The sequence below is a fragment of the Ensifer adhaerens genome (assembly GCF_028993555.1).
GTDB lineage: Bacteria > Pseudomonadota > Alphaproteobacteria > Rhizobiales > Rhizobiaceae > Ensifer > Ensifer adhaerens_I.
The window spans coordinates 1,550,974-1,576,311 of record NZ_CP118610.1 but is presented as its reverse complement, the minus strand read 5'-3'; the positions used below and the strand labels follow the sequence as shown (position 1 = coordinate 1,576,311).

The window sequence follows — 25,338 nt, the reverse complement described above, 5'->3', positions numbered from 1 at the left end:
CTTAACGGTCGAGCTCGGCGATTGCGATCTGCGCCATCGTCAGGTCGCTCTCCACGCCGAAGTCATCGCCATCCTCCAGGAACCAGGCAGCGGAAAGCCCGGCATAGGCCAACACCCAATTCAGGATGCGGCGCGGGTGAAGGCCGGTCTCCTCGGCGACGATGGGCAGGTGCCGCTGCAGCCGGCCCGGCGCGGTGACCAGAGGCAGTTCAGGATTGCAGAAGAGATTGGCATAGTCGTAGCCGCGATCGCCGATAACGCGCTTCGGGTCGATCGCCAGCCAGCCACGGTCGCCGAAATCGAGGATGTTGGCATGATGCACGTCGCCATGAAGCACCACAGGCGGCTCCGGATCAACAAACAGGCCTTTGGCCGCCTCGAGCGCACGTGCAAAAAGGCCGCCTTGAGCAGGAGCGGCTGCCTCCAACGAGGCGAACCACTTGTCGAGCGGCACAAGATCCTGCGGTACAGGTGTCGAGCGCGGTGCGTGAAGCTCGGCAACCGTGCGGCAGATGATGCGCGTCACGGCTTCATCGCTTCCCGTCATCGCCATGAGGAAGAGGTTGCGTTGGCTGTCCGCGCGCTCCATCAGGACGGCATCACCATCGGACTCAAAGACTTTGGCGGCGCCGTGCCCGTTCCAGTAGAGCATCGGCAGGCGACCGAATTTCTCTTCGGGATCCTGCGCGACCTTCAGCATCGCCGACTGGTTGCGGTAGCGGACGGGATGAAGATGGCTGGAGGGCGTGACGATAATTTCGCCGTCCGGCTGCAATGACCACTTCTCAAAATATCCAGAAAACATAAGGGGTTAATTTCCCAATGGACAAATGCCCCGTCGGGTGACGGGGCATGGGCCATGTGGGAGCGTCAGGCGACCCGTTCAAGGGCCGGATAGTCGGTGTAGCCCTTGGCGCCGCCGCCATAGAAAGTCGCCTGGTCGGGGGTGTTGAGCGGCGCGTCCAGCTTCAGCCGCTCGACGAGATCCGGATTGGCGATGAAAGATTTGCCGAAAGCGACGAGGTCGGCTTCGCCGTCCTCGATCGTCTTTACCGCCAGCGCCCTGTCATAACCGTTGTTCGTCATCCAGGCCGCCTTGCCGCCGGCTGCGACATAGGTGGAGCGCAGCGCATCATAATCGAACGGCCGGTCGCCCTGCTGGTGGTCACGTGGGCCACCCGTCGCGCCTTCAATGATGTGGATGTAGGCGAGGGGATAGCGAGCCAGGTTCTTGACCACATAGCCGAACACCGACTGCGGCTCCGGATCGAAGACGTCGTTGGCCGGCGTGACCGGCGAAAGACGGATGCCGACGCGTCCGGCGCCGATTTCCTTCGTCACGGTATCCATGACCTCAAACAGGAAGCGAGCACGGTTCTCGATCGAGCCACCGTAGGAATCGGTGCGGTGGTTCGAGCCGGAACGCAGGAACTGATCGATGAGATAGCCGTTGGCGGCATGGATCTCGATGCCATCGAAGCCGGCGTCAATCGCGGCGCGCGCAGCCTTGCGATAGTCTTCAACGATGCCTTCGATCTCGGTGACAGCAAGCGCATGCGGCTCGGAGGTTTCGGCAAAGGATCCGGTACCGTCAGCATTGATCAGGTAGGTCTTGGATTTGGCACGGATTGCAGAAGGCGCAACGGGCTTCTGGTCGTTCGGCTGCAGAGAGTTGTGCGAGATTCGGCCGACGTGCCACATCTGGACGACGATCCGGCCACCCTTGGCGTGCACCGCATCCGTCACCTTGCGCCAGCCTTCCAACGCCTCCGGCGTGTAGAGACCGGGAACGTCGGCATAGCCCTGGCCCTGCTGGGTGATCGCGGTTCCCTCGGTGATGAGCAAACCAGCCGTTGCGCGCTGCTCGTAGTAGGTGACGTTCAGCGTGTTCGGAACGGCGCCGGGTGAACGGTTGCGTGTCAACGGCGCCATGACGATGCGGTTCTTCAGCGCGATGTCACCGATGGTGATGGGGTCAAAAAGCGAGGCCATGGGAGGTCCTTTCAGGGAGGTCTGCTTGGGAGGAGTTGCTGGCTTCAGAGATCGCCGATGCTCTTCAGAAAAGCGGCAATCGTCTCTTCATCACGGCGGTAGAAAATCCACTGGCCGACCCGGCGCGTCGTTACGAGGCCGGCGCGCTGAAGCACCGCGAGATGCGAGGAAACGGTCGACTGCGACAGGCCGCAGCGTTCGAACTGACCGGCGCAGACGCCGAGATCGAGCGGATGTTCCTGCGTCGGGAAATGGAGCTGGGGCTCTTTCAGCCAGGCGAGGATGTTCACCCGCACTGGATGGGCAAGCGCCTTCAATATCTCGTCTCTGTCCATCGCATATCGCCATATCGTGTTTTATCGATAGATGTATCGCTGAAACACGATATTCAAATCACAAGACCGTGAGCAGCATGAAGGCAAAAAAAGAGGGCCTCAAGAAAACTTGGGCCCTTGTAGTTGTGAAGGTAATGAGAACCTCCAGAGGGGAACAGCTAATGCGGTGGCGGGGGAGGAGAAGCCACCAAGAATGCATCAGCTGCATTTTGATATGGGAAGCGAAGTATCGGCTTTCAATAGCCGGCTGTGATTTTCATCACGGCTCGCCTGTATCTAACAGTAGTAGACAAAAAAAGAGGGCCACAAGAAGACTTGGGCCCTTATAAGTTGTGAAGGTAATTTAAACCTCCAGAGGGGAACAGCTGCTGCGGTGGCACTGGGAGGAGAAGCCACCAAAGATGCATCAGCTGGGTTTGGTATGCTGCTTTTTTGGGCGGGCAGCAATCATTTAATATGCATGACAGCCATGCCATGTGCGCATCCCTGCCTATTTCTGCATCGCACAACGAAAATGCGCCGCACAAGAATGTGGGCGCATTAAAAATAAAACAGCAAAAACAGATAGTTATAAAGATGATAAAGAAATGCTCACAAAAAGAGCATTTGCTGGCTCGACGTCAGAAGTTCCAGTTTCGGGCCTTGGCGACGATGTAATCGCGGAAGACCTTGAGCTTCGCTGCGTTCTTCATCTCGTCCGGATAGCAGAAATAGGTATCGAACGACGGAATGTCGGCACTGATCGGCAACTGTATCAGGCCCGGGTCGCGGCCGACGATATAGTCCGGCAGCATGGCGACGCCGATGCCCAGAAGGCAGGCGCGCTTGATCGAGGTCTGGCTGTTGATCTGCAGGTGCGACACCCGCGGATTGTCGGAATCGCGCCCGGCGATCTCGAGCCAGTTGACGTCGAGCAAATAATTCGGCGCCGGTTCGCCGAAGGTGATGATCCGGTGATTGTCGAGGTCCTCGACCGACTGCGGCTCACCGTATTTGTTGATGTAGGACGGCGCTGCGTAGACGTGCATGTGCACCGTGAAGAGCTTGCGCTGGATGAGGTCCGACTGCTGCGGCTGGCGCAGGCGGATGGCGCAGTCGGCATGACGCATGTTCACGTCGAGCTCCTCGTTGTCGAGGATGAGCTGGACCTGCACGTCCGGGTGCAGGGACATGAATTCCTGGATCTTGTCCGTGAGCCATCCCTGGCCGAGACCGACAGTCGTGGTGATGCGCAGCTTGCCGCTCGGTTTGTCGGTGGTTTCGCTCAGCTGGACTTTGACGCTCTCGAGCTTCATCAGCACTTCGTGCGCCGTCCGGTAGAGGATCTCGCCCTGTTCGGTGAGGATCAGGCCGCGCGCATGACGGTGGAAAAGCTTGATGCCGACGTCCTGCTCTAGCGAACTCACCTGCCGGCTGATCGCAGACTGAGAGAGATGAAGCTTGTCTGCCGCATGGGTGAACGACCCAGCCTCGGCCGCCGCGTGAAAAATGCGCAGTTTGTCCCAGTCCAGCGACATGAAGTCCCCCATATGAAACCACTCCGGGAGACGGGGTCTTGTCTCCCGGATGTGGCTGATGCGTCTGTTCCCACACGGGGCGAGGTGCCTCAGCGGCACCACCCCGATTCGCAGCTTCTATTCGGCTGCAATTGCGACGGGCATATGACCCGCCAGGTATTTCTCGGCCTCAAGCGCTGCCATGCAGCCCATGCCGGCCGCCGTCACCGCCTGACGATAGATGTCGTCCGTCACGTCGCCTGCGGCAAAAACGCCGGGCACGTCGGTCGCCGTCGAATCGGCCGCGGTCCACAGATAGCCGTTGGACTTTTGCCGAAGCTTGCCTTTGAAAAGTTCGACCGCCGGGGCATGACCGATCGCGACGAAGACGCCGTCGGTCACCATGTCCGAGGTCTCGCCGGTCTTGGTGTTGCGCAGCTTCACGCCGTTGACCGATGCGGGCATTGGCGGCTTGGCGGGCGCACCCAGATATTCGACGACCTCGTGGTCCCAGATCACCTTGACATTCGGCTTGGCGAACAGGCGCTCTTGCAGGATCTTTTCAGCCCGGAAGGAATCGCGGCGGTGCACGACGGTGACGGTCTTGGCGAGGTTCGAGAGGTACAGCGCTTCTTCCACGGCCGAGTTGCCGCCACCGACGACGATCACGTCCTTGTTGCGGTAGAAGAAACCGTCACAGGTCGCGCAGGCCGAGACGCCGAAGCCCATGAAGGTCGGCTCGGTCTCGATGCCGAGCCACTTCGCCTTGGCGCCGGTGGCGATGATCAGGGCGTCCGCCGTCCAGTCGGTACCGCTATCGGTCTTGATGCGGAACGGGCGCACCGACAGATCGACGTCGGTCACGAGATCGTTGACGATCTCGGCGCCGACATGGGTCGCCTGCTTCAGCATCTGCTCCATCATCCAGGGACCCTGAACCGGATCGGCATAGCCCGGATAGTTCTCCACGTCGGTGGTGATCATCAACTGGCCGCCCTGTTCCATGCCGGCGATCAAAACCGGCTCAAGCATGGCGCGCGCCGTATAGATGGCGGCCGTATAGCCAGCCGGGCCGGAGCCGATGATCAGCACTTTCACGTGACGGGCAGTCATAGTCTTGTCCTTCGTTCACGGGGAGAGGGAACGCTCTCGTCCGATTCCATTGCGTCAATGGGAAATAGTTCCATAGTTTAGGGATTCCCTGCCATGACTTTCAAGGGCGTCGGGCCTGATACACACAAGTGCTTGAGCGCCAAGCCTAGTTTTGCCACCAGATGACGCGTTTGTGCACCAGGTTCGGCCCTGCGATCGGCAACACCGAGCGTCAAGCTGCGCGCGGTGCGACGCCGGAATGGACGCCGCATCGGGCCTGGCCCGTGCCGCTTCGGGCGGTGGCGACCCATTTTTGCGGCAAGACCGGTGTCAGCCAAGCCATTTTCCCGCGAATAGTCGGCGGGACTGCTTGTTGTCCAGCGGGTTTGGCGATATTTCACGCGGATTCACTTTGCTGGAGAAGCATATGGGGTTGAATGCCGGCCGTGCTTGGTTCCATCGCGAACGCGCTGCGCTCGGCCACGCATCGACTCGAGACCTCGCCCTTTTGAAGCGCGCCTTACCGAGAACCTCGACCGAGACGATCGCGGCTGCGCCGGGATAGGGGACGCCATCTGTCAACATCGCCGGCCATTGGGGCCAGCCCAGCCGTCAGCAAAAACCAAGTTTTCGACTTTGCCCTCGCGCATAAAGTCACCACGCAAAAAGGACGAACGTTCATGACGAAACAAGTCGAGCTCGACGCAATCGATCTCAAGATCCTTCGCGAGCTCCAGCGTGATGGCCGGATGACCAATGTCGATCTCGCCCAACGGGTCGGCATCTCCGCGCCGCCCTGCCTCAGGCGCGTGCGCAAGCTCGAGGAAACGGGCGTCATCAAGGGGTATCATGCGCTCTTGAACGCACCGGCGCTCGGCTTCGACCTGGTCGCCTTCTGCATGGTGGGCCTCAAGCGCCAGTCGGAAGCCGATCTCAAGGCCTTCGCCGCGGCCACCGCCGAATGGCAGATCGTCCGCCAGGCCTGGACGGTTTCCGGCGAAAGCGACTTTTTGCTGCATTGTGTCGCCGAGAATCTGACGACTTTCCAGGACTTCGTCATCGAAGTGCTGACGGCCAACGAACGGGTCGACACCGTGCGCACGATGCTGACCATTCGCCAGGTCAAGGATATCGGCCTCGTACAGATCTAAGGCCCGCCCATGAGCAAGCTTCCGCTTTCCGCCTTCATCATCTGCCAGAACGAAGAAGCCTATCTCGGCAATTGTATCGAGAGCCTCGAGCAATGCGCGGAAATCGTCATCGTCGACTCCGGGTCGACCGACGGCACGCCGGCACTCGTGCAGTCCTATATCGACAAGGGCTGGCCGATCCGCTTCCTGCATGAGCCGTGGCGGGGCTATGCCGGCCAGAAGCAGTTCGCGCTTGATCAATGCACGCAGCCGTGGTGCCTCAATATAGATTCCGACGAGCGCCTCGACGAACCGCTGAAGGCATTGCTGCCATCGCTGCTCGACGCACCGGCAGAGACAGTCGGCTGGCGCGTGGCCCGCAGGCCGTATCTGATCGGCTACGGCTACACGCCCGAGCGCGTGCACGAGCGGCGGAACCTCAGGCTGATCCGTCAGGGCAGGGGGCGCTACGACCTCAACCAGAAGGTCCATGAGGGTATCGTTCCGGACGGTGCCGTCGGCGCCGCGCGCAAGGGCAGCCTGCTGCATTACCGGCCGCTGATCATCGACGAGCAGATCCTCAAGGAAAACAAATACTCGACGCTGAAGGCAGATCAGCAGTTTGCGGCCGGAAAGTCCGCACGCCCCTACAAGATGTTGTTCAGCCCACCGCTCTATTTCTATCGGCTCTATTTCCGCAACGGCCTTTGGCGCTGCGGCTTTCCGGGCTTCATCGAAGCGATGACGGGGGCGGTCTACGCCTTCCTGACCGCAGCCAAGATCTATCAGAGGCACGCGCTGAAGCGCCGTCCGAACCATGACGACATGGAACGGCGCCAGACCAGCCCGTGAGGTTTCCATGAAAATCATGCACTTTCATTTCGGCAAGGACGGCGGCGCAGAGCGCTTCTTCGTTCATCTGGTGAATGCGCTTGGCGAGCGCGGCGTCGAGCAGACCTCGGTCATCCGGCCCGGACGCATCTGGCGGAAGGATATCGAAGGTGCGACACGCATCATCGAAAGCAATTTCCGCAACCTGTCGCTCGACCGGATCCTATTGCCGATGAAGGTCAGCAGCATGGCGCGCCGCGAGAAGCCGGACGCGCTCTTTGCCTGGATGCCGCGCGCGAGCCGGTTGATGCCGAACTACAAGGGCTGCATCAAGATTTCCCGGCTTGGCGATTATCCGCTGCGCCTCGACTATTTCCGCAACACGGATTGCCTCGTGTGCAACACGCCGGGCATTGCCGAGCATGTGCGCAAGATCGGCTGGAAACGCGACGTCGAGGTGATCTCCAACTTCACCGGGACGGACCGCGTCGCGCCAGTCAGTCGCGCCACGCTCGATACGCCGGAGAATGTGCCGGTCGTCATGTCGATGGGGCGGTTCGTTCCGCGCAAGGGCTTCCACACGCTGATCCAGGCCATCGCCAAGGTACCGGACGCCTATCTCTGGCTGGTCGGCGACGGCGAAGAACGTGGAAATCTGGAAAAGCTGGCGGCCGATCTCGGCGTTTCGAAGCGCGTGCGCTTTGCGGGCTGGCAGAAGGATACGCGTCCCTTCCTCGCCGCTTCGGACATTTTCGTCATGGCATCGAGCCATGAGCCGCTCGGCAATGTCATCCTCGAGGCCTGGGCCCAGGGGACGCCCGTCGTCTCCAGCCGTTCGGAAGGACCGCAATGGTTCATGCGCGACGGCGAGAACGGCTTGATGGTCGATATCGGCGATGCCGATGGCTTCGCCCAGGCGATCGACCGCATCGCGAGCGACACGTCGCTTGGCGACCGCCTTGCCGAACGCGGCCACGAGACACTGATGAACCAGTTCTCGAAGCAGGCTATTACCGACGCCTATTTGAAGCTCTTCGCTTCGAAGCGCTGAGGCAACGTCCATCGCGCGGCTGCCATCAAGATGGCAGCCGGTCAGAAGCGCATCAGCCGCTCGTAGACAGCGTTGATCGCGCGGGCCTCGCCCTCGATCGCGAAGGAGGCGCAGGTCAGCCCCAGGCCGTTGGCGCCTGCCATCGTACGACGGCGGTCATTGTCCATGAAGCTGGCCGTCGCCTCGACCATCGCCTGCAGATCGTTTGCAGCAATGATCGTACCGGTTTCCTGCTCGCCGACGACGACCAGTTCCGAAAAGGCACCGACATCGGTCGCAACGACCGGAACCCCGGTCGCCATGGCTTCGAGCGGCGTCAGGCCAAAACCTTCCCAGCGCTGCGGCGCGATGAAGAGATCGAGCGCGCGATACCAATCGGGGATATTGGTGTGCTCGCCGACGAAACGGATGCGGTCCGTCAGGCCGGCCTTTGCGACGCGCTCCTTCAGTTCGTTCTCGAACGCCACATGCGGGCCGGTCGCGCGCCCCGCGACGATGGCGCTCCAGCCCGGCCGGCAGGGCAAGAGCGCGATCATGCTATCGACGAAGAGATCGGTTCCCTTCTGCTTACGCACCCGTCCAAAGCAGCCGACATATTTCTGCGCGGGATCAAGCCCGAGCGCAGACTTGGCCGCGCCCGCATCGGCCGGCGGCTGGAAACGTTTCGTATCGATGCCGTGCAGGATCACCGTGTTCGGCACTTCGAGATAGGCGGCGGTCTTGCCGCTCGTCGCAATCACCGCATCCATCCTTGAGATCAGGAACTTGCTCCAGCCAGTGTGGCGGCGCTGCGAGGCCGAGGTGAAGACGATCTTCAGCTTCATGCCGAGCAGATCGCGCAGCATGATCGCCGGCAGCATCTCGACATTGCGGCGCGCGTGCCAGACCCGGCAGGGTCGGCCATCGGGTGCACTCCACAAGCGCAGGAGATCGCGGAATCGGATCGAGGGTAGGGTGTCCGGCAGTCCAGGGCCAAGCACGGCGATCTTCTCGCCAAGCGCGCGCTGGATCGGAATCAACTGGATAATGGTGGACGTCACGCCCGAGAGGCGGCGCTTGAAGTTGGGAGCGATGACCTCGACGTTCCGGATATCGGCCACGAAAGCGCACTCCTTGCGCGAGCAACGATCGTCTTTTGGAAAGGGAGAAACGGGGCGAAGGGAGGCTTCGCCCCAGCTGGGGCTGATCAGCCCCAGTTGACCGCGAGAATTTCGTAGGCCTTGGAGCCGCCGGGGGCGTTCACTTCGATGGAATCGCCGACTTCCTTGCCGATCAAGGCGCGTGCGATCGGCGACGAGATCGAGATTCGGCCAGCCTTCACGTCGGCTTCCTGGTCGCCGACGATCTGATAGGTCTTTTCTTCTTCGGTGTCCTCGTCAACGAGCTTGACCTTGGCACCGAACTTGATCTTGGAGCCGGACATCTTCGAGAGATCAATGACTTCCGCGCGGGCGATCAAGTCTTCGAGCTCAGTGACACGGCCTTCGTTATGGCTCTGCGCCTCCTTGGCGGCATGGTATTCGGCATTTTCCGACAGGTCGCCATGTGCACGGGCTTCGGCAATCGCCTCGATGATTCGTGGTCGTTCTTCCTGCTGGCGCCAGCGCAGCTCCTCCTGCAGGTTGACGAATCCACCCTGTGTCATCGGCACTTTTTCGACCATTTCATTGTCCTTCATCAAGCACGAGGCGCCGCCCTTGGGGCGGCGCCAACGCAAAAGAAAACGGTCTCCGGCGCGTAAACACCGGAACCGTCCGAAACTTCGAACCTTCGTTATAACAGAAACGGAAGCGCGAAAGCCAGATATTTCGCCACCATCCACCGAAGGCTACGAACGATCCGCAACTTGTAGACGAACGAAACCGATTGCAAGTTTTGCAGAAACAGCTTTACCTCAACTGCGGTTGAGGTCGTATCAGAATGGCTCCTGCAGGATATCAACGAGGAAGCATGGCCCATGGATATGGCCAAGGACCACAACATCAAGACAGACCTGGACGCAGAACCGCGAGAGGATGGCCGCTGGAACGAACTGCTCCGGCCAGACTACCTGGCCGCAACCGTCACGCTTTGCCTTGGCGTCGCACTCTTTGCGTTCAACGAATTTTTCATTTCCACGGCATTGCCGACGGCTGTCGCCGAGATCGGCGGCGCCACGCTGCTTTCGTGGGCGGTTACGCTCTATCTGGTCTTTGCGATCCTCGGCGGGGCGGTGGCTGCCAATCTCAAGGCAAGGTTCGGCGCACGTGGCACGCTGATCACAGCCGCTGTCGTATTCGTCGCCGGAACGATGATCGCGACGACCGCAGGCAGCATGCCTCAGGTGCTTGCCGGGCGCGTGTTCCAGGGGTTCGGCGAAGGCATCATCGCCGCGGTCTGCTACGCGCTGATCCCGGAACTCTTCCCGCCGCGGCTGGTGCCGAAAATCTTCGGAGCGGAAGCCATCGTCTGGGCAATGGCCGCCTTCGGCGGTCCGCTCGTCTCCGGTTTCCTTACGGAGCACTGGTCCTGGCGGGCGGCCTTCGGCGTCAATATTCCGGCAGCCGCAATCTTCGTCGTGCTCGTCCTTGCCATCGTGCCGGCACAAAGGGTACCGGCCAAAAAGTCACGTCCGATTCCGCTCCTGCGGTTGATCGTCGTCGGCACCGGCATATTGCTGATATCGGTATCGACCACGGCTGGAAGCGTCCCCTTGATGACTGCTGTGCTGGCGACGGCTCTGACGATCCTCTGGGCGGTTGTCCAGACCGACCGGCGTGCAGAACATTCGATCCTGCCCGCCGGGGCCTTTGCGCTTGCAAAACCGCTCGGCACCGGGCTTTGGGTCGTTCTGCTGATGCCGCTGGCGCAGGCGTCCGGCTCGATCTACCTCATCTATGGCCTGCAGCATGTGTGGAACTTCAGCCCCACGGCTGCCGGATTTTCAGGCGCGCTGATGGCAATCTCCTGGAGCCTGACTGCAATACTCGTTGCAAGCCTGCGCTCGCATGATCTGCGCGTGAAGCTGATCCAGGCCGGACCGGCACTTCTCAGCCTGGGCCTTGCCGGCCTGACGGTCGCGGTCGCCATCGACGAATTCCGCCTGGTCTTTCCGAGCCAGATCGCGATTGGTGCCGGCTTCGGCATCTCCTGGGGCACGCTCAGCCAGTTGATGATGGATGTGTCCACGCCCAAGGAGCGCGACAAGACGTCGGCCTTCCTGCCGACATTGCAATCGGCCGGCTACGCAATTGGTGCTGCAATCTGCGGGCTTGCCGCAAACCTCCGGGGCTTCGACGAGAAGGCAAGCGTCGCCACGATGCACGGGGCATTGTTCACCGTCTTTGTCGTCGCGTCCCTCATATCGACGGCAGCGCTCTATTTCGGCCTCAGAACCGTGCAGCTTGCCGCCAAACGATCGCGGCGTGGTCAGGAAGGAGCGACGCTCAGGGCGCTCGCGGGTGACGAGAGCGCCGTGCGTTCAGACAGATGACGTTCTACAGCGCCGCGCGTCTTATCAGACGCGCAAAGGTCGCTGTAGCACTTTGATTTACTGCATGTCTTTGTCCTTAAATCGAAGTCGATTTAAGGAGACATGCAGTAGGCAGCCGCGTGGAGCGGCGTACCGACGTGGCGGCGCCCAAGCAGCGCCCGCTGCTCGCCGCCGCGCCCGATCGACGGAACGATCGTCGCAAGCAGCCTGCGATTGCTGGAAAAGACCTGAACCTTCAAGGACCCGTAGTCTGCGTCACGGCCAATCTTGTCGGCGATGCGTTGCCCATAATAAAGGGCTGAACCCTCGTCGAAATGATGGATGCCGTCTTCGTCGACGAAGTGCTCGTCGCCCCAATGCAAGTCAAAGAAATAGAGTTGCACGATCTTGCCCCGTATCGCGCCTTGTCGGAGGCCACTCCGATCCCGAAGCGCGGGAGCATATATGAGCATGATGCAGAAGAATGCAGGCTGAACCGCGCATTCATCCAGCATTCAGCTGGAGGAACCGGACAAAGGCCTTGAATTAAAGCGGCCGCGTCGGACGATCGTTTCGCGGGCATGGAAGCGGCGCGCGGTTTGTCGCGCGCCGCATCGAACATCAGGCCTTGAAGTAGCTCTGCAGCGGGCGCACTTCGAGGCTGCCGGCCTTCAGCGCCTTGATCGCGTGGGCGGCGGCTTCGGCGCCGGCCATCGTCGTGTAGTAGGGCACCTTCTGCATCAGCGTCGCGCGGCGCAGGGACTTGGAGTCCGAGATCGCCTTGTTGCCGTCGGTCGTGTTGATGACCAGCTGGACCTGACGGTTGCGGATCGCGTCCTCGACGTGCGGCCGGCCTTCTTGGACCTTGTTGACCTTGGTGGCAGCAATACCGTTTTCACCGAGGAAACGCGCGGTGCCGGCCGTGGCCATGACCTTGAAGCCGATGTCGACGAGAATACGGATTGCCGGAAGAACCCGGGTCTTGTCCTCGTCACGAACCGATACGAACACCGTTCCATCGCGCGGCAGGTCGACGCCGGCGCCGAGCTGCGACTTGGCGAAAGCCAGCGCATAGTCGGTGTCGAGACCGATGACTTCGCCGGTCGAGCGCATTTCCGGGCCGAGCAGCGTGTCGACGCCGGGGAAGCGCGCGAAGGGGAAGACAGCTTCCTTGACCGCAATGTGCTTCAGGTTGCGCGGATCCGGCTTCTCGCCATAGGCGGCGATCGCAACATCGAGCGCTTCACCCGCCATGACGCGGGCGGCAATCTTGGCGATCGGCGCGCCGATCGTCTTGGCGACGAATGGCACGGTACGCGATGCGCGCGGGTTGACTTCGAGCACGTAGATCGTGCCGTCCTTGATGGCGAACTGCACGTTCATCAGGCCGCCGACATTGAGCGCCTTGGCAAGCGCTGCCGTCTGGCGCTCGAGTTCGTCGACCATGGCCGTGTCGAGCGTGTGCACCGGCAACGAGCAGGCGCTGTCGCCGGAGTGAATGCCGGCTTCCTCGATATGCTCCATGATGCCCGAGACGAAGACATCCTTGCCGTCGCAGAGGCAATCGACGTCGACTTCCGTGGCGTTCGTCAGGTAGCTGTCGAACAGCAGCGGGTTCTTGCCGAGCAGCGTGTTGATCTGGCCGGTCTTGTCGTTCGGGTAGCGCTGCTTGATGTCCTCCGGAACAAGGCCCGGAACCGTGTCGAGCAGGTAGGTCTGCAGCATGCTTTCCGAATGGATGATCTGCATCGCGCGGCCGCCGAGAACGTAGGACGGGCGCACCACCAGCGGGAAGCCGATCTCGGCGGCAACGAGGCGCGCCTGCTCGACCGAGTAGGCGATGCCGTTGTTCGGCTGGTTGAGGTCGAGCTTCATCAGCAGCTTCTGGAAACGGTCGCGGTCTTCGGCAAGGTCGATCGCGTCGGGCGCCGTGCCGAGGATCGGGATGCCGTTCTTTTCCAGCGCTTCGGCAAGCTTCAGCGGCGTCTGGCCGCCGAACTGCACGATGACGCCGACGAGTTCACCCTTTTCCTGCTCTGCGCGCATGATCTCGATCACGTCCTCGGCCGTCAGTGGCTCGAAATAGAGGCGATCAGAGGTATCGTAGTCGGTCGAAACCGTCTCCGGGTTGCAGTTGATCATGATCGCTTCATAGCCGGCATCCTTCAGTGCGAAGGCCGCGTGGCAGCAGCAGTAGTCGAACTCGATGCCCTGGCCGATACGGTTCGGGCCGCCGCCGAGAATGACGACCTTCTTGCGGTCGGAAACCCCGGCTTCAGACCGGGCGGCACCGACGAAGGGCGTCTCGTAGGTCGAGTACATGTAGGCGGTCGGCGAGGCGAACTCGGCGGCGCAGGTGTCGATGCGCTTGTAGACCGGACGAACGTTCAGCGCGTTGCGCAGTTCGGCCACTTCCTTGGGGCGCTTGCCGCCGAGCGTGGCGAGACGCGCGTCGGAGAAGCCCATGGCCTTCAGCATGCGCAGGTTCTCGGCATCCTTCGGCAGGCCGTGCTCGCGGATGCGTGCTTCCATGTCGACGATCGCCTTGAACTGGGCGATGAACCACGGATCGATCTTGCTCGCCTCGTGGACGTCCGCCTCGCTCATGCCGAGGCGCAGCGCCTGGGCGACCATGCGCAGCCGGTCCGGGGTCGGCGTACCGATCGCAGCCCGGATGGCGTTGCGGCCATCGCCATTGTCGTCCATGTCGGGGATTTCGATTTCGTCGAGGCCTGTGAGTCCGGTCTCAAGGCCACGCAGCGCCTTCTGCAGCGATTCGGCGAAGGTACGGCCGATCGCCATGACTTCGCCCACCGACTTCATCGCGGTGGTCAGCACCGGCGAAGCGCCCGGGAACTTCTCGAAGGCAAAGCGCGGGATCTTGGTGACGACGTAGTCGATCGACGGTTCGAACGACGCCGGGGTGGCGCCGCCGGTAATGTCGTTGTCGAGCTCGTCCAGCGTGTAGCCGATGGCGAGCTTGGCTGCAATCTTGGCGATCGGGAAGCCGGTCGCCTTCGACGCGAGCGCCGACGAGCGAGACACGCGCGGGTTCATTTCGATGACGACCAGACGGCCGTTCTCCGGGTTGACGGCGAACTGGACGTTCGAGCCGCCGGTTTCGACGCCGATCTCGCGCAGCACCGCGATCGAGGCGTTGCGCATGATCTGGTATTCCTTGTCCGTCAACGTCAGCGCCGGAGCAACGGTGATCGAATCGCCAGTATGCACGCCCATCGGGTCGATGTTTTCGATCGAGCAGATGATGATGCAGTTGTCCGCCGTGTCGCGGACCACTTCCATCTCGTATTCCTTCCAGCCAAGAACCGATTCTTCAATCAGAACTTCGGTGGTCGGCGAGGCATCGAGGCCGCTGCCGACAATGTCGAAGAATTCGGTGCGGTTATAGGCGATGCCGCCACCGGTACCGCCGAGCGTGAACGACGGGCGGATGATCGCCGGCAGGCCGACATCGTCGAGCGCCTGCGCGGCAATCGCCATCGCGTGGTTCATGTAGCGCTGCTTGCGGTCGCCTTCGCCGAGGTTCCACCGGTTTTCGAGATCGTCGAGTGCCTTGTCGAGGTCCGGGCCGGAGAGGCGGCCCTTCAGCTCGGCGCGCTCGGCTTCGTGCACCTTACGGTCATGGTCCTTGATGTCGGTGGCATTGGCGAGCCGCGACTTCGGCGTCTCGAGCCCGATCTTGGCCATCGCCTCGCGAAAGAGCGCGCGGTCCTCGGCCTTGTCGATCGCATCGGGCTTGGCGCCGATCATCTCGACATTGTAGCGGTCGAGCACGCCCATGCGGCGCAGCGACAGCGCGGTGTTGAGCGCGGTCTGGCCACCCATGGTCGGCAGCAGCGCGTCCGGGCGCTCCTTGGCAATGATCTTGGCGACGACTTCCGGGGTGATCGGCTCGACATAGGTGGCGTCCGCCAGGCCCGGATCGGTCATGATCGTTGCCGGGTTGGAGTTGACGAGGATGACGCGGTAGCCTTCCTCCTTCAGCGCCTTACAGGCCTGGGTGCCTGAATAGTCGAATTCGCATGCCTGACCGATGACGATCGGCCCCGCGCCGATGATAAGAATGGACTTGATATCTTGGCGCTTCGGCATGGGCGGTCATCCGTTTCTAGCTGCGCGAAAAACCGGCCAAAGTGGTAGGTCACCGGCCGGGCACGCATTGAGGGTCTTTTCAGGCTAGAAGCGGCTTATAGGCAAATGTATCTGCAAGCGAAACCCCGAAAATTCCGGAATCGACAAGAAGCCGGCATATTTGCGCGTCCTCTGCTTTATCGCCCGCTCGGCGCCACCCAAACGTCAGGCGCCGCCGGGAATCACCAGGACCTTGACTTCGCCGGCTGCCGCGGGCCGGGAGATGACGCCGGCGGCCTCATCGAGTGTCACGCGCCGTGAAATCAGCCTGTCGATCTCGATGGCGCCGGAGGCTACGAGGTCGGCGGCGCGACGGTGCACGAACGGGTTGATGAAGGATCCGAGCACGCGCAGTTCGCGAAAGAGGATATCGAAGGGTTCGATTTCTACCGTCTCGCCCTGAGGCATGACGCCGAGGATGACGACCGTGCCGCCGGCCTTGGCAAGTCGTGTCGACTGCCTGACGGTCTCGGCAACGCCGGCGCATTCGATGACGACGTCGACCCCGCCGGGAACCCGTCCACCCTTGCCGGCAATCTGTTCGATGATATCGGTCGAGGACGGATCGACGGTTGCGGTCGCACCGACCTCTTCGGCAAGGCGGCGCTTTTCGGCCTGCCGCGTCGACAGGATCACCGTGGTGGCGCCGGCGAGCCTGGCGAGTTGCACCACCAGCATGCCGATCACCCCGCCGCCCAGAACGACGACAGAGGAGCCAGCGCGAATGCCTGCCATGTCCACACCATGCAGGCAGCAGGCGAGGGGCTCGCAGAAGGCGCCATGCACCGGATCAAGATTCGGCGGTAGCTCGAAAGCCTGTTTGCGCGGCACGAGAACGTACTCTGCAAAGCCGCCGTCGCGATGAATGCCGATCGCCTGCAGATTGCGGCAGAGATTGACGCGGCCGGCATGACATTGCGGGCAGGCGCCGCAAGCAATATTCGGGTCGCCGGTGATGCGCGCGCCGATCGCGATGTCGGAGACGCTCACACCGATCGCTTCGACGATGCCTGAGAATTCATGGCCAAGCGTGACCGGTGGCGTTGAGGGGAACTCGCCATGCAGCAGGTGTCGGTCCGTGCCGCAGATGCCGCAGGCTTCCACCCGCACAAGCAGGTCGTGCGGGCCGGGCAGGGGCTTTGGCACTTCGGCCACGCCGAGGCGCCCGATTCCCTCAAGCCGCAACGCCTTCATGAACGCTCCTCCTCGTCCCTGTCTGTGGCTGGCATAGGAGCGGCAAAGCGGCTTTAGGTCAAGGAGAGCGGAGCAGTCCTCAGCCGGCGGAGATTTCGCTGCCGATATCCGCATCGCAAGCTGGCCGGCGCAGTAAAAAGTTTGGCCAGATCGCGAACTTACGGGTGGCGATTGCGTTTTACAACGACGTCGGGCGCGTCTTATAAATGAGCAAACCGACAATGCCTTTCACAGGCCGGGAGGACAGATCATGGAATGGAAGGGCCGCCGCCAATCCGACAACATCGAAGACCAGCGCGGCGCGAGCCCGGGTGGCGGCAATCCGTTCGGCCGGGGCGGTGGCTTCCGCATGCCGGGCGGCGGAGGCGGCATGCGGCGCGCCGGCGGCGGCATGAGCTTCGGCACGATCATCTTCCTCGTTGTCCTCTACTTCATCCTCAAGGCCTTGGGCATCGACATGCTGCAGGTGCTGGAAGGCGGCGGTGGCCAGGTGCAGTTGCCCGGCTTCGAGCAGAGCGACGGCTCACCGGCACCACAGGGTACGGCGCAGGAAGAGGAGATGAAGCAGTTTATGGCAACTGTGCTCGCCGAGACCGAGGATACCTGGAACGGCATCTTCCAGGCGAGCGGCAAGCAATATGAGGAGCCGAAGATGGTGCTCTTCCGCGGCCAGGTGCGGTCTGCCTGCGGCTTCGCGTCCGCCGCTTCAGGACCGTTCTATTGCCCGGGAGACCACAAGGTCTATCTCGACATGAGCTTCTTCGACGAGCTCTCGCAGAAATTCGATGCCGCAGGCGATTTCGCGCAGGCCTACGTCGTCGCGCACGAGGTCGGCCACCATGTCCAGAACCTGATCGGCGTCCTGCCGAAATTCAACCAGATGCGGCAGTCGATGAGCGAAACCGAAGCGAACCAGATGTCGGTGCGCGTCGAACTGCAGGCCGACTGCTTCGCCGGTGTCTGGGGCAAGTATACCCAGCAGAAGGGCCTGCTCGAGCAGGGCGACTTGGAGGAGGCGCTGAACGCCGCCACCCAGATCGGCGACGACACGTTGCAGAAGCGCATGCAGGGTTACGTCGTTCCGGAGAGCTTCAACCACGGCACCTCCGAACAGCGCATGCGCTGGTTCAAGCGTGGCTTCGACAGCGGCAAGATGTCGGCATGCGACACCTTCTCGGGCGCCGTCTAAGCGCTCCAACACAATAAAACGTCGGGGCCGGCAAGAGCCGGCCCTTTCGTTTGTCGGGGTCAGCGTTCGCTGTCCATATGGGCGAGCTGAGCTTCGGGATAGCGGGCGCCCGCGGCAGCGTCTTTCGGAATTGCCCGTTCGATTGCCGCCAGGTCGTCGGCATCGAGATGGACTTCGCGCGACACGAGTGCTTCTGCAAGCCGGTCACGCCGCCGCGCACCGATCAGCGGCACGATGTCCTTGCCCTGAGCCGCCACCCAGGCAATCGCGATCTGCGCCACTGACACACCCTTGCTTTCAGCGATCTGCCTCAGCGCTTCGACGAGAGCGAGGTTCTTGTCGATATTGCCCTCCTGGAAGCGCGGGCTCATGGCGCGGAAGTCGCCCTTGCCGGCCGCACCCTTCTGCCAGTGGCCGCTGATGAGGCCGCGCGACAGCACGCCATAGGCGGTAACGCCGATACCGAGTGCACGGCAGGTCGGCAGGATCTCGGCCTCCATGCCGCGCGAAATCAGCGAATACTCGATCTGCAGATCCGAGATCGGGTGGACCGCGGCGGCGCGGCGGATGGTCTCTGGCCCGACTTCGGAGAGGCCGATATGGCGGACATATCCAGCCTTCACCATGTCGGCAATCGCACCGATCGTATCTTCGATCGGAACGTCGGGATCGAGCCTGGAGGGGCGATAAATGTCGATATGATCGACGCCAAGCCGCTGCAGTGAATAGGCGAGGAAGTTGCGGATGGCCTTAGGCCGGCAATCATAGCCGGACCAGTTGCCGGCGGCATCGCGCAAGGCGCCGAACTTCACGCTCAACAGCGCCTTCTCGCGCTTGCCGCCTTTCAGCGCCTCGCCGATCAGCATCTCGTTATGGCCCATGCCGTAGAAATCGCCGGTGTCGAGCAGCGTCACGCCGGCCTCCAGCGCGGCGTGGATGGTGGCGATGCTCTCGGCCCGGTCGGCGGGGCCGTACATGCCGGACATGCCCATGCAGCCGAGGCCGAGTGCCGACACGGTAGGGCCGGTCTTTCCGAGTGAAACGTAATCCATTCTCGTTCTCCTTCGACAAGGCCGAAATCTTCCGGCCACTGATCGGTCTCTTGTTTACTTCGTTTGAAGGCGTGCGATAATCCGACCTAAACCGAACAACTTGTACGAAATTCCGCACAATGAACGACCTGCCGCTTGCCGATCTCGATGCCTTTACCGCCGTTGCCGCCGCGCGCAGCTTCCGCGCCGCTGCCAAGAAGCGTGGCGTTTCCGCGTCCTCGTTGAGCGAGGCGCTGCGACGGCTCGAAGCCAAGCTGCACGTGCGCCTGCTCAACCGTACGACCCGCAGCGTGACGCTGACGGAGGCGGGCATGCGGCTGCTCGATCGGCTGACGCCGGCGCTCGGCGAAATTGCCGGCGCGCTCGATCAGGTCAACGAAATGCGCGACAGTCCGGCGGGAACGCTGAAACTGAATGTTCCGACCATCGTCGCCCGCGAAATCCTACCACCGATCATCGGTCGCTTCCTGCGCGAGCATCCGGCAATCTCATTGGAGGTCACGGCGGAAGATGGGTTCGTCGACGTTCTGGCAGCTGGTTTCGACGCCGGCGTTCGCTATGAGGAACGCGTCGAGCGCGACATGATCGCCATACCGATCGGGCCAAGCCGGCAACGTTATGTCACCGCCGCGGCACCGGACTATCTCGCCAGGCGCGGCGTGCCCCAACATCCTCGCGATCTGCTCGAACATGACTGTATTCGCCACCGTTTCGCCAGTGGCATTTCTCTTCCCTGGGAGTTCGGCGAGGGCGACGCGGCGCTGACGATCGCGCCGCCTGCCGTCGTGACCGCCAATACGATCGATCTCGAGCTCGGCGCAGCACTCGACGGGCTTGGCATTATCCGGACCTTCGAGGAATTCATCGCCCCCGGCATTGCGACAGGGCGGCTCTTCCCCATTCTTGAAGACTGGACGACGAGTTTTTCCGGACCGTTTCTCTACTATGCGAGCCGCAGGCATATGCCGGCGCCGCTGCGCGCCTTCGTGGACTTCCTGAAGCTTGAGCCGCGGCGCGACAACCGGTGAGAGACGGCTGAACGTCACCCGTCACATCAACCATGGCGATAGTCCCATCAGATAATTTGAGACGTTCACGGATTGTTTCGCGCGAAATGATCCGTTACACCTAAATTGGTAGCGTTGTTCACGTTCTGTCCCGTCTCCGGGCAGGCAACCTTGAGGGGAGGGATCGCATGCGCGACGAGAAGTTTGTGCGACGCGGCCTGTTCCTCGTCTTCATGATCCTGTTTCTGGATATTATCGGCATCGCGATCATCGTTCCGGTGCTGCCGACCTATCTCGAGGAATTGACCGGATCCGACATCAGCGAAGCGGCGATCGACGGTGGTTGGCTGCTGCTTGTCTATGCGGCGATGCAGTTTCTCTTCGCGCCGCTGATCGGCAATCTCAGCGACCGATTCGGCCGCCGTCCGGTGCTGCTCGCATCCGTCTTCACCTTCGCGCTCGACAATCTGATCTGCGCGCTCGCCACCAGCTACTGGATGCTGTTCATCGGTCGCGTTCTTGCCGGCATCAGCGGGGCGAGCTTCGGCACGGCATCGGCCTATATCGCCGACATCAGCCATGACGGAAACCGCGCCAAGAACTTTGGGCTGATCGGCATCGCCTTCGGGACGGGCTTTGCGCTCGGGCCGGTGCTTGGTGGTCTGCTCGGCGAATTGGGTCCACGCGTGCCGTTCTACGGCGCCGCGACGCTCTCCTTCGTCAACTTCATCCTCGGTGTGTTTCTGCTGCCGGAGACGCTGGATCGCGCCAACCGCCGTCGCTTCGAGTGGAAACGCGCCAATCCGCTCGGCGCCCTCAAGCAGATGCGCAACTACCCAGGCATCGGCTGGGTCGGGCTCGTATTCTTTCTCTTCTGGCTCGCCCACTCCGTCTATCCGGCAGTCTGGTCCTTCGTATCCAATTACCGTTATGGCTGGAGCGAGGGACAGATCGGGCTATCGCTCGGCATTTTCGGCATCGGCGGCGCATTCGTCATGGCGGTCATCCTGCCGCGCGTCGTGCCACGGCTTGGCGAGTGGCGAACGGCCGTGCTGGGACTGACCTTCACCACCCTCGGCGCCATTGGCTATGCCGGTGCCTGGCAGGGGTGGATGATCTATGCAGTGATCATCGCTACCGCGCTTGAAAGCCTTGCCGATCCGCCATTGCGCAGCATCGCCGCCGCCCACGTGGCGCCCTCGGCGCAGGGAGAGCTTCAGGGCGCGCTGACCAGCATCGGTAGCATCACCACGATCATCGGCCCGCTGATCTTCACCCAGGCGTTCGGCTACTTCACCAGCCCTAGCGCTCCGATCGCCTTCGCCGGTGCACCCTATGCACTGGCAAGTTGCTTTCTCGTGGGCGCGCTCATCGTCTTTCTGTTGAAGATACCCAGAAACAGGGCGGTCGGACCACAAGGGCTGGCGGCTGTCGAGCCTACCGCGGTTGCGGCGGCGGAAGAGGTCGAAGAGGTCGAGCGGCCACGAATGCACGGAAATTGATCAATTTTCGTGATCTATCGATGAAAGTTTAAGCAACTTCGCCCTTGCGGCTGGCTCTTTGCCCGGCGGTATTCTATCTCCGGTTTTCCTCCCTCCGATCGACAGTTGCGGCCTGGAGCTGCCGACTGCCAGGAATCTGCCATGCTGACCGCGAATCCGAGCCCCACGAATGTGACGACCGACAACTCCTGGCGGACGCATTATCGCGCCAGCTTCTATCTCGGCGTACCGTTCATCGGCGCCCAGCTGGCGCAGCTCGCCATCAACACCACAGACGTGCTGATGGTCGGCAAGCTCGGGGCCACCGAACTTGCGGCGATCATCCTGGCGACCCAGATGTATTTCACCGTCTATGTTTTCGGCAATGGCTTTGCCAACGCGGTGGTTCCGATGGCAGCCCAGGCGGTCGGCCGTGGGGACAAGGTCTCGGTGCGCCGTTCCGTACGCATGGGCATGTGGGTCGTGCTGCTCTATGGCGTCCTGACCGCGCCGGTGCTCTGGATGGCCGAGCCGATCCTGCTTTTCGCCGGGCAGCAGCCGAAGGTCGCGGCGCTTGCCGGCGAGTACATCCGCATTGCGCAGTGGGCGATCTTTCCCGGCCTGATCTTCATGGTGCTAAGGGCTTTCCTCAGCGGGCTGGAGCGGGCAGGGATCATTCTCTACGTGACGCTGGCGACGCTCGTGCTCAATGCGGTGCTTTGCTACGTCCTGATCTATGGTCATTTCGGCTTCCCGCAGCTCGGCATATTCGGGGCAGCGGTGGCTGCTCTCGGCGTTGCCGTTCTCGGCGCGGCGCTGACGATCGGCTACATCAAGAGCAAACCCGAGCTTAACCAGTACGAACTGTTCGTCCGCTTCTGGCGACCGGATTGGGTTGCGTTCCGCGAAGTCGTCTTTCTCGGCATTCCGATCTCGCTGACGATCCTCGCCGAGGTCAGCCTGTTTACCGTTGCGTCGCTGCTGATGGGCACGATCGGTACGGTCGAACTGGCGGCGCACGGCATCGCCCTGCAGTTCGCCTCGATCGCCTTCATGATCCCGCTGGGGCTTGCGCAGGCTGCGACGGTGCGCGTCGGCCTTGCCTATGGCCGCGGCGATCTCTTGGGCGTCCGCCGCGCGGCGATAGCATCCCTCGTGCTTGGCGCCGGCTTTGCCATCGTCGGCAGTGCGATCTTTGCGTTCTTCCCGAGCGAGCTCGCCGCCCTTTATCTCGACACCGAGCGGCCGGACGCGGGCGCAGTTCTTGCCTTTGCCGCACCGCTCATCGTCATTGCCGGCGCGTTCCAGCTCGTCGACGGCATGCAGGCGATCGCGGCCGGCATGCTGCGCGGACTGAAGGATACCAAGGTGCCGATGCTGCTGGCGTTGATTTCCTATTGGCCGATCGGCTTCGTCTGCGCCTGGGCCTTTGCGTTCCCGTTCAATTTCGGCGGGATCGGCGTCTGGTTCGGGTTCGTCCTTGGTCTTGCCGCGGCGGCGGTGCTGTTGAACTGGCGCTTCTTCCGAATGATCAACGCGCTTGCAGCAAAGACTGCCCGATCATCCCGGGCGCAGTAACCGCCGGGCAAAGAAAAAGCCGGACGGGCAGGGGATGCCGTCCGGCTTGCAATGGCGGTCGCCTCAGGGGAAGGGAACGACGGCCGCTTATTACCTAGCTTCATTCGCGAAGCCGTTGGGCTGCTAGACGTTGAAACCGTCGAGCCGCTCCGCACCCTGGCGATCGCGCTGGAGGTCGCGTATCGTCCGGGCAAAATCGATCAAGAAAACGAAACTGATGACCGCTGCCGCGATCATGAACAGGGTGGCCATGACGCCCTCCATCAACGGAAGATCTTCTGGGTCACGAATGGCTCGCGCCGGTCACGGGACTCGTTACGCAGTCCATGTATCGTCGCAAAAAGCATCGCGAAAAACATCGCCATCGAAAACAGAGCAAGTCCCATAGCCGTAATCCTTTCGCATCCTAAACGGCAGTACGTTCAAAAAAGTTCCGTTGTTTACTGCGCGACACTAGCGTTCTGCGTGTGAAGCACCGTTGAACATGACGTTTATCTAGCATTCATTCTTTCTATCCCGCTGTTTCCCAGGGAACAGCTCCAGCGATCGGCACAACTCTTGCGATCCGTCGCCGTCCGTGACAAAAGGCTTCACCAAACGGAAACAGGTGCAATGACCACGGCATTTTATCCCGGCTCCTTCGATCCGATGACGAACGGCCACCTCGACGTGCTCGTGCAGGCGCTGAATGTGGCGGCGAAGGTCATCGTCGCAATCGGCATCCACCCGGGGAAGGCGCCGCTCTTTTCTTTCGACGAACGCGCCGAGCTCATCCGTCAGTCGCTCAAGGAATTTCTGCCGGACAGGGCAGGCGACATCGATGTCGTCTCCTTCGACAATCTGGTCGTCGACGCGGCGCGCGAGCACGGTGCGAAACTGCTGGTGCGCGGGCTTCGCGACGGCACGGACCTCGACTACGAAATGCAGATGGCCGGGATGAACCGGCAGATGGCCCCCGATATCCAGACGCTATTCTTGCCCGCAGGCACCGCATCGCGGCCCATTACGGCCACATTGGTCCGCCAGATCGCCGCCATGGGCGGTGACGTCAGCGCCTTCGTGCCCGCGGCCGTTTACCGAGCACTGCAGGCCAAACGCCGCGCTTGACCCGCGGCCCTCATTCACCACGCAGGGAGAAACCATGAAAATCCTCCACCTCGCTTTCGCCGGCGCCCTTGCGCTTGCCTCCTGGACGGGAACGGCGATCGCACAATCGGCCGACAACTTCATCACGATCACCCTCAAGGATGGGCCCGTGGTCGTTGAACTGCGTCCGGACATTGCTCCGAAGCACGTCGAGCAGATCAAGGCGCTTGCCGCCGCCGGCGAGTATGACAACGTTGCCTTCCACCGCGTGATCAAGGGCTTCATGGCCCAGACCGGCGACGTGCAGTATGGCGATATGGAAAACGGCTACCAGCCGCAGGCTGCCGGCACCGGCGGTTCTTCGCGGCCTGACCTGCCGGCCGAGTTTTCCGACGTTCCGTTCGAACGCGGCACGGTCGGGATGGCCCGCTCGCAGGACCCGAACAGCGCCAATTCGCAGTTCTTCATCATGTTCGCACCGGGCGACTTCCTGAACGGCCAGTACACCGTCGTCGGCAAGGTTGTTTCGGGTATGGAGAACGTCGACAAGATCAAGCTCGGCGACGACGCCAACAATGGTTCCGTCACCGATCCCGACCGCATGATCACCGTCAAGGTCGGCAAGTAAAGTCAAACAGAAGGAGAAAACCCATGGCCGAGATCAAGGATCCGGAAAACACGATCATCCTGGAGACCACCAAGGGCAAGGTCGTCATCGAGCTTCTGCCTGACGTCGCTCCGGGGCATGTCGCCCGCATCAAGGAGCTGGCTCGTGAAGGCGCCTATGACGGCGTGGTGTTCCACCGCGTGATCGAGGACTTCATGGCGCAGACCGGCGACGTCCAGTACGGCAAGACCGGCGGCGAGCACTTCAACCCGGCGCGCGCCGGCATGGGCGGCTCCTCCAAGCCGGATCTGAAGGCCGAATTCTCGAATGTCAGCCACATTCGCGGCACCTGCTCGATGGCTCGCAGCCAGATGCCAAACTCTGCGAACTCGCAGTTCTTCATCTGCTTCACCGATGCACCGTGGCTCAACAAGCAGTACTCGGTCTGGGGCCAGGTCATCGAGGGCATGGACAACATCGACAAGATCAAGCGCGGCGAGCCGGTGCGCGATCCTGATTCGATCGTCACGATGCGGGTTGCCGCAGACGCCTGATTTGCGCTAATGCACGGACCCGCCCCGGTCGCCAACGCGCCGGGGCGGGTTTGCTTTTGT

The 25,338-nt window shown here is 61.9% G+C and carries 23 protein-coding genes; 11 read left to right on the top strand and 12 right to left on the bottom strand.

Annotated elements, in window-relative coordinates; genetic code table 11:
• Window position 1 precedes the first annotated feature (1 nt).
• From PWG15_RS07700 to trxB, 5 genes are all read right to left on the bottom strand, one after another.
• Window positions 2-805, bottom strand: coding sequence for an aminoglycoside phosphotransferase family protein (locus PWG15_RS07700; protein WP_275023812.1), 804 nt, complete (start codon window positions 803-805; stop codon window positions 2-4).
• Window positions 806-870: 65 nt separating this feature from the next.
• The gene (locus PWG15_RS07695; RefSeq protein ID WP_275023811.1) at window positions 871-1,992 is read right to left on the bottom strand and encodes an alkene reductase; all 1,122 of its coding nucleotides are present in this window, start codon (window positions 1,990-1,992) and stop codon (window positions 871-873) included.
• 44 nt (window positions 1,993-2,036) lie between these two features.
• A complete protein-coding gene (locus PWG15_RS07690; protein WP_058324177.1) occupies window positions 2,037-2,327 on the bottom strand; it encodes an ArsR/SmtB family transcription factor in 291 nt (96 codons plus the stop codon).
• A 620-nt stretch (window positions 2,328-2,947) separates the two neighbouring features.
• A complete protein-coding gene (locus PWG15_RS07685) occupies window positions 2,948-3,844 on the bottom strand; it encodes a LysR family transcriptional regulator VtlR (RefSeq protein WP_034791460.1) in 897 nt (298 codons plus the stop codon).
• Between the two features lie 117 nt (window positions 3,845-3,961).
• Window positions 3,962-4,936, bottom strand: a complete 975-nt coding sequence (gene trxB, locus PWG15_RS07680) for a thioredoxin-disulfide reductase (RefSeq protein WP_275023810.1) — start codon at window positions 4,934-4,936, stop codon at window positions 3,962-3,964.
• A gap of 659 nt (window positions 4,937-5,595) precedes the next feature.
• Here trxB and PWG15_RS07675 point away from each other — a divergent pair.
• From PWG15_RS07675 to PWG15_RS07665, 3 genes are read left to right on the top strand one after another with little or no spacing between them, the layout of a single operon-like run.
• A complete protein-coding gene (locus tag PWG15_RS07675; RefSeq protein WP_043614306.1) occupies window positions 5,596-6,066 on the top strand; it encodes an Lrp/AsnC family transcriptional regulator in 471 nt (156 codons plus the stop codon).
• A gap of 9 nt (window positions 6,067-6,075) precedes the next feature.
• Window positions 6,076-6,897, top strand: coding sequence for a glycosyltransferase family 2 protein (locus PWG15_RS07670; protein ID WP_275023809.1), 822 nt, complete (start codon window positions 6,076-6,078; stop codon window positions 6,895-6,897).
• 7 nt (window positions 6,898-6,904) lie between these two features.
• Window positions 6,905-7,927 (top strand): glycosyltransferase, encoded by a 1,023-nt coding sequence (locus tag PWG15_RS07665; protein WP_275023808.1) that lies wholly within the window; start codon window positions 6,905-6,907, stop codon window positions 7,925-7,927.
• Window positions 7,928-7,968: 41 nt separating this feature from the next.
• Here the strand turns inward: PWG15_RS07665 and PWG15_RS07660 are convergent, their stop codons facing one another.
• Together PWG15_RS07660 and greA are read right to left on the bottom strand one after the other, a co-directional pair.
• Window positions 7,969-9,027 carry a glycosyltransferase family 4 protein gene (locus PWG15_RS07660; RefSeq protein ID WP_275023807.1) on the bottom strand — a complete coding sequence of 353 codons (1,059 nt, stop codon included), beginning with the start codon at window positions 9,025-9,027 and terminating at the stop codon, window positions 7,969-7,971.
• A gap of 86 nt (window positions 9,028-9,113) precedes the next feature.
• Entirely contained in the window at window positions 9,114-9,590 is a 477-nt protein-coding gene (greA, locus tag PWG15_RS07655; protein WP_058324180.1) for a transcription elongation factor GreA, read from the bottom strand.
• Between the two features lie 294 nt (window positions 9,591-9,884).
• On the opposite strand from greA, the gene PWG15_RS07650 reads away from it, so the two are divergent.
• The gene (locus PWG15_RS07650) at window positions 9,885-11,399 is read left to right on the top strand and encodes an MFS transporter (RefSeq protein ID WP_275023806.1); all 1,515 of its coding nucleotides are present in this window, start codon (window positions 9,885-9,887) and stop codon (window positions 11,397-11,399) included.
• Window positions 11,400-11,491: 92 nt separating this feature from the next.
• Here PWG15_RS07650 and PWG15_RS07645 read toward each other — a convergent pair whose 3' ends face one another.
• The 3 genes from PWG15_RS07645 to PWG15_RS07635 form a co-directional block, all read right to left on the bottom strand.
• A complete protein-coding gene (locus PWG15_RS07645) occupies window positions 11,492-11,782 on the bottom strand; it encodes a hypothetical protein (RefSeq protein ID WP_275023805.1) in 291 nt (96 codons plus the stop codon).
• A 217-nt stretch (window positions 11,783-11,999) separates the two neighbouring features.
• Window positions 12,000-15,491: a carbamoyl-phosphate synthase large subunit gene (carB, locus tag PWG15_RS07640; RefSeq protein ID WP_275023804.1), complete on the bottom strand. Its 3,492-nt coding sequence runs from the start codon at window positions 15,489-15,491 to the stop codon at window positions 12,000-12,002.
• A 204-nt stretch (window positions 15,492-15,695) separates the two neighbouring features.
• Window positions 15,696-16,724 carry a zinc-dependent alcohol dehydrogenase family protein gene (locus tag PWG15_RS07635; protein WP_275023803.1) on the bottom strand — a complete coding sequence of 343 codons (1,029 nt, stop codon included), beginning with the start codon at window positions 16,722-16,724 and terminating at the stop codon, window positions 15,696-15,698.
• A 250-nt stretch (window positions 16,725-16,974) separates the two neighbouring features.
• On the opposite strand from PWG15_RS07635, the gene ypfJ reads away from it, so the two are divergent.
• Complete coding sequence (gene ypfJ / locus PWG15_RS07630) at window positions 16,975-17,913, top strand: KPN_02809 family neutral zinc metallopeptidase (protein WP_275023802.1); 939 nt, start codon at window positions 16,975-16,977, stop codon at window positions 17,911-17,913.
• A gap of 59 nt (window positions 17,914-17,972) precedes the next feature.
• Here ypfJ and PWG15_RS07625 read toward each other — a convergent pair whose 3' ends face one another.
• Complete coding sequence (locus PWG15_RS07625) at window positions 17,973-18,965, bottom strand: aldo/keto reductase (protein WP_275023801.1); 993 nt, start codon at window positions 18,963-18,965, stop codon at window positions 17,973-17,975.
• Between the two features lie 119 nt (window positions 18,966-19,084).
• Between PWG15_RS07625 and PWG15_RS07620 the strand changes: the two genes are divergently transcribed.
• The 3 genes from PWG15_RS07620 (at window position 19,085) to PWG15_RS07610 (ending at window position 23,031) form a co-directional block, all read left to right on the top strand.
• Window positions 19,085-19,993, top strand: a complete 909-nt coding sequence (locus tag PWG15_RS07620; RefSeq protein ID WP_275023800.1) for a LysR family transcriptional regulator — start codon at window positions 19,085-19,087, stop codon at window positions 19,991-19,993.
• 167 nt (window positions 19,994-20,160) lie between these two features.
• On the top strand, window positions 20,161-21,474 hold the full coding sequence (locus tag PWG15_RS07615; RefSeq protein WP_275023799.1) for a TCR/Tet family MFS transporter: 1,314 nt from the start codon (window positions 20,161-20,163) through the stop codon (window positions 21,472-21,474).
• A 141-nt stretch (window positions 21,475-21,615) separates the two neighbouring features.
• Entirely contained in the window at window positions 21,616-23,031 is a 1,416-nt protein-coding gene (locus PWG15_RS07610; protein ID WP_275023798.1) for an MATE family efflux transporter, read from the top strand.
• Window positions 23,032-23,154: 123 nt separating this feature from the next.
• On the opposite strand, the gene PWG15_RS07605 is transcribed toward PWG15_RS07610, so the two are convergent.
• On the bottom strand, window positions 23,155-23,283 hold the full coding sequence (locus PWG15_RS07605; RefSeq protein ID WP_275023797.1) for a hypothetical protein: 129 nt from the start codon (window positions 23,281-23,283) through the stop codon (window positions 23,155-23,157).
• Window positions 23,284-23,643: 360 nt separating this feature from the next.
• Here PWG15_RS07605 and coaD point away from each other — a divergent pair, with 360 nt between their 5' ends.
• Genes coaD through PWG15_RS07590 form a run of 3 tightly spaced genes read left to right on the top strand, consistent with a single transcriptional unit; the run spans window position 23,644 to window position 25,278 of the window.
• Window positions 23,644-24,138 (top strand): pantetheine-phosphate adenylyltransferase, encoded by a 495-nt coding sequence (gene coaD / locus PWG15_RS07600; RefSeq protein WP_275023796.1) that lies wholly within the window; start codon window positions 23,644-23,646, stop codon window positions 24,136-24,138.
• Between the two features lie 34 nt (window positions 24,139-24,172).
• Window positions 24,173-24,745: a peptidylprolyl isomerase gene (locus PWG15_RS07595; RefSeq protein WP_275023795.1), complete on the top strand. Its 573-nt coding sequence runs from the start codon at window positions 24,173-24,175 to the stop codon at window positions 24,743-24,745.
• A 23-nt stretch (window positions 24,746-24,768) separates the two neighbouring features.
• Window positions 24,769-25,278 (top strand): peptidylprolyl isomerase, encoded by a 510-nt coding sequence (locus PWG15_RS07590; protein ID WP_275023794.1) that lies wholly within the window; start codon window positions 24,769-24,771, stop codon window positions 25,276-25,278.
• The last annotated feature ends 60 nt before the right edge of the window (window positions 25,279-25,338 follow it).

Excerpts from the sequence above, each read along its gene's own strand:
- PWG15_RS07700 (WP_275023812.1), bottom strand. The coding sequence starts at position 805 with ATGTTTTCTGGATATTTTGAGAAGTGGTCATTGCAGCCGGACGGCGAA.
- PWG15_RS07695 (WP_275023811.1), bottom strand. The coding sequence starts at position 1,992 with ATGGCCTCGCTTTTTGACCCCATCACCATCGGTGACATCGCGCTGAAG.
- PWG15_RS07690 (WP_058324177.1), bottom strand. The coding sequence starts at position 2,327 with ATGGACAGAGACGAGATATTGAAGGCGCTTGCCCATCCAGTGCGGGTG.
- PWG15_RS07685 (WP_034791460.1), bottom strand. The coding sequence starts at position 3,844 with ATGTCGCTGGACTGGGACAAACTGCGCATTTTTCACGCGGCGGCCGAG.
- trxB (WP_275023810.1), bottom strand. The coding sequence starts at position 4,936 with ATGACTGCCCGTCACGTGAAAGTGCTGATCATCGGCTCCGGCCCGGCT.
- PWG15_RS07675 (WP_043614306.1), top strand. The coding sequence starts at position 5,596 with ATGACGAAACAAGTCGAGCTCGACGCAATCGATCTCAAGATCCTTCGC.
- PWG15_RS07670 (WP_275023809.1), top strand. The coding sequence starts at position 6,076 with ATGAGCAAGCTTCCGCTTTCCGCCTTCATCATCTGCCAGAACGAAGAA.
- PWG15_RS07665 (WP_275023808.1), top strand. The coding sequence starts at position 6,905 with ATGAAAATCATGCACTTTCATTTCGGCAAGGACGGCGGCGCAGAGCGC.
- greA (WP_058324180.1), bottom strand. The coding sequence starts at position 9,590 with ATGGTCGAAAAAGTGCCGATGACACAGGGTGGATTCGTCAACCTGCAG.
- PWG15_RS07650 (WP_275023806.1), top strand. The coding sequence starts at position 9,885 with ATGGATATGGCCAAGGACCACAACATCAAGACAGACCTGGACGCAGAA.
- carB (WP_275023804.1), bottom strand. The coding sequence starts at position 15,491 with ATGCCGAAGCGCCAAGATATCAAGTCCATTCTTATCATCGGCGCGGGG.
- PWG15_RS07635 (WP_275023803.1), bottom strand. The coding sequence starts at position 16,724 with ATGAAGGCGTTGCGGCTTGAGGGAATCGGGCGCCTCGGCGTGGCCGAA.
- ypfJ (WP_275023802.1), top strand. The coding sequence starts at position 16,975 with ATGGAATGGAAGGGCCGCCGCCAATCCGACAACATCGAAGACCAGCGC.
- PWG15_RS07625 (WP_275023801.1), bottom strand. The coding sequence starts at position 18,965 with ATGGATTACGTTTCACTCGGAAAGACCGGCCCTACCGTGTCGGCACTC.
- PWG15_RS07620 (WP_275023800.1), top strand. The coding sequence starts at position 19,085 with ATGAACGACCTGCCGCTTGCCGATCTCGATGCCTTTACCGCCGTTGCC.
- PWG15_RS07615 (WP_275023799.1), top strand. The coding sequence starts at position 20,161 with ATGCGCGACGAGAAGTTTGTGCGACGCGGCCTGTTCCTCGTCTTCATG.
- PWG15_RS07610 (WP_275023798.1), top strand. The coding sequence starts at position 21,616 with ATGCTGACCGCGAATCCGAGCCCCACGAATGTGACGACCGACAACTCC.
- PWG15_RS07605 (WP_275023797.1), bottom strand. The coding sequence starts at position 23,283 with ATGGCCACCCTGTTCATGATCGCGGCAGCGGTCATCAGTTTCGTTTTC.
- coaD (WP_275023796.1), top strand. The coding sequence starts at position 23,644 with ATGACCACGGCATTTTATCCCGGCTCCTTCGATCCGATGACGAACGGC.
- PWG15_RS07595 (WP_275023795.1), top strand. The coding sequence starts at position 24,173 with ATGAAAATCCTCCACCTCGCTTTCGCCGGCGCCCTTGCGCTTGCCTCC.
- PWG15_RS07590 (WP_275023794.1), top strand. The coding sequence starts at position 24,769 with ATGGCCGAGATCAAGGATCCGGAAAACACGATCATCCTGGAGACCACC.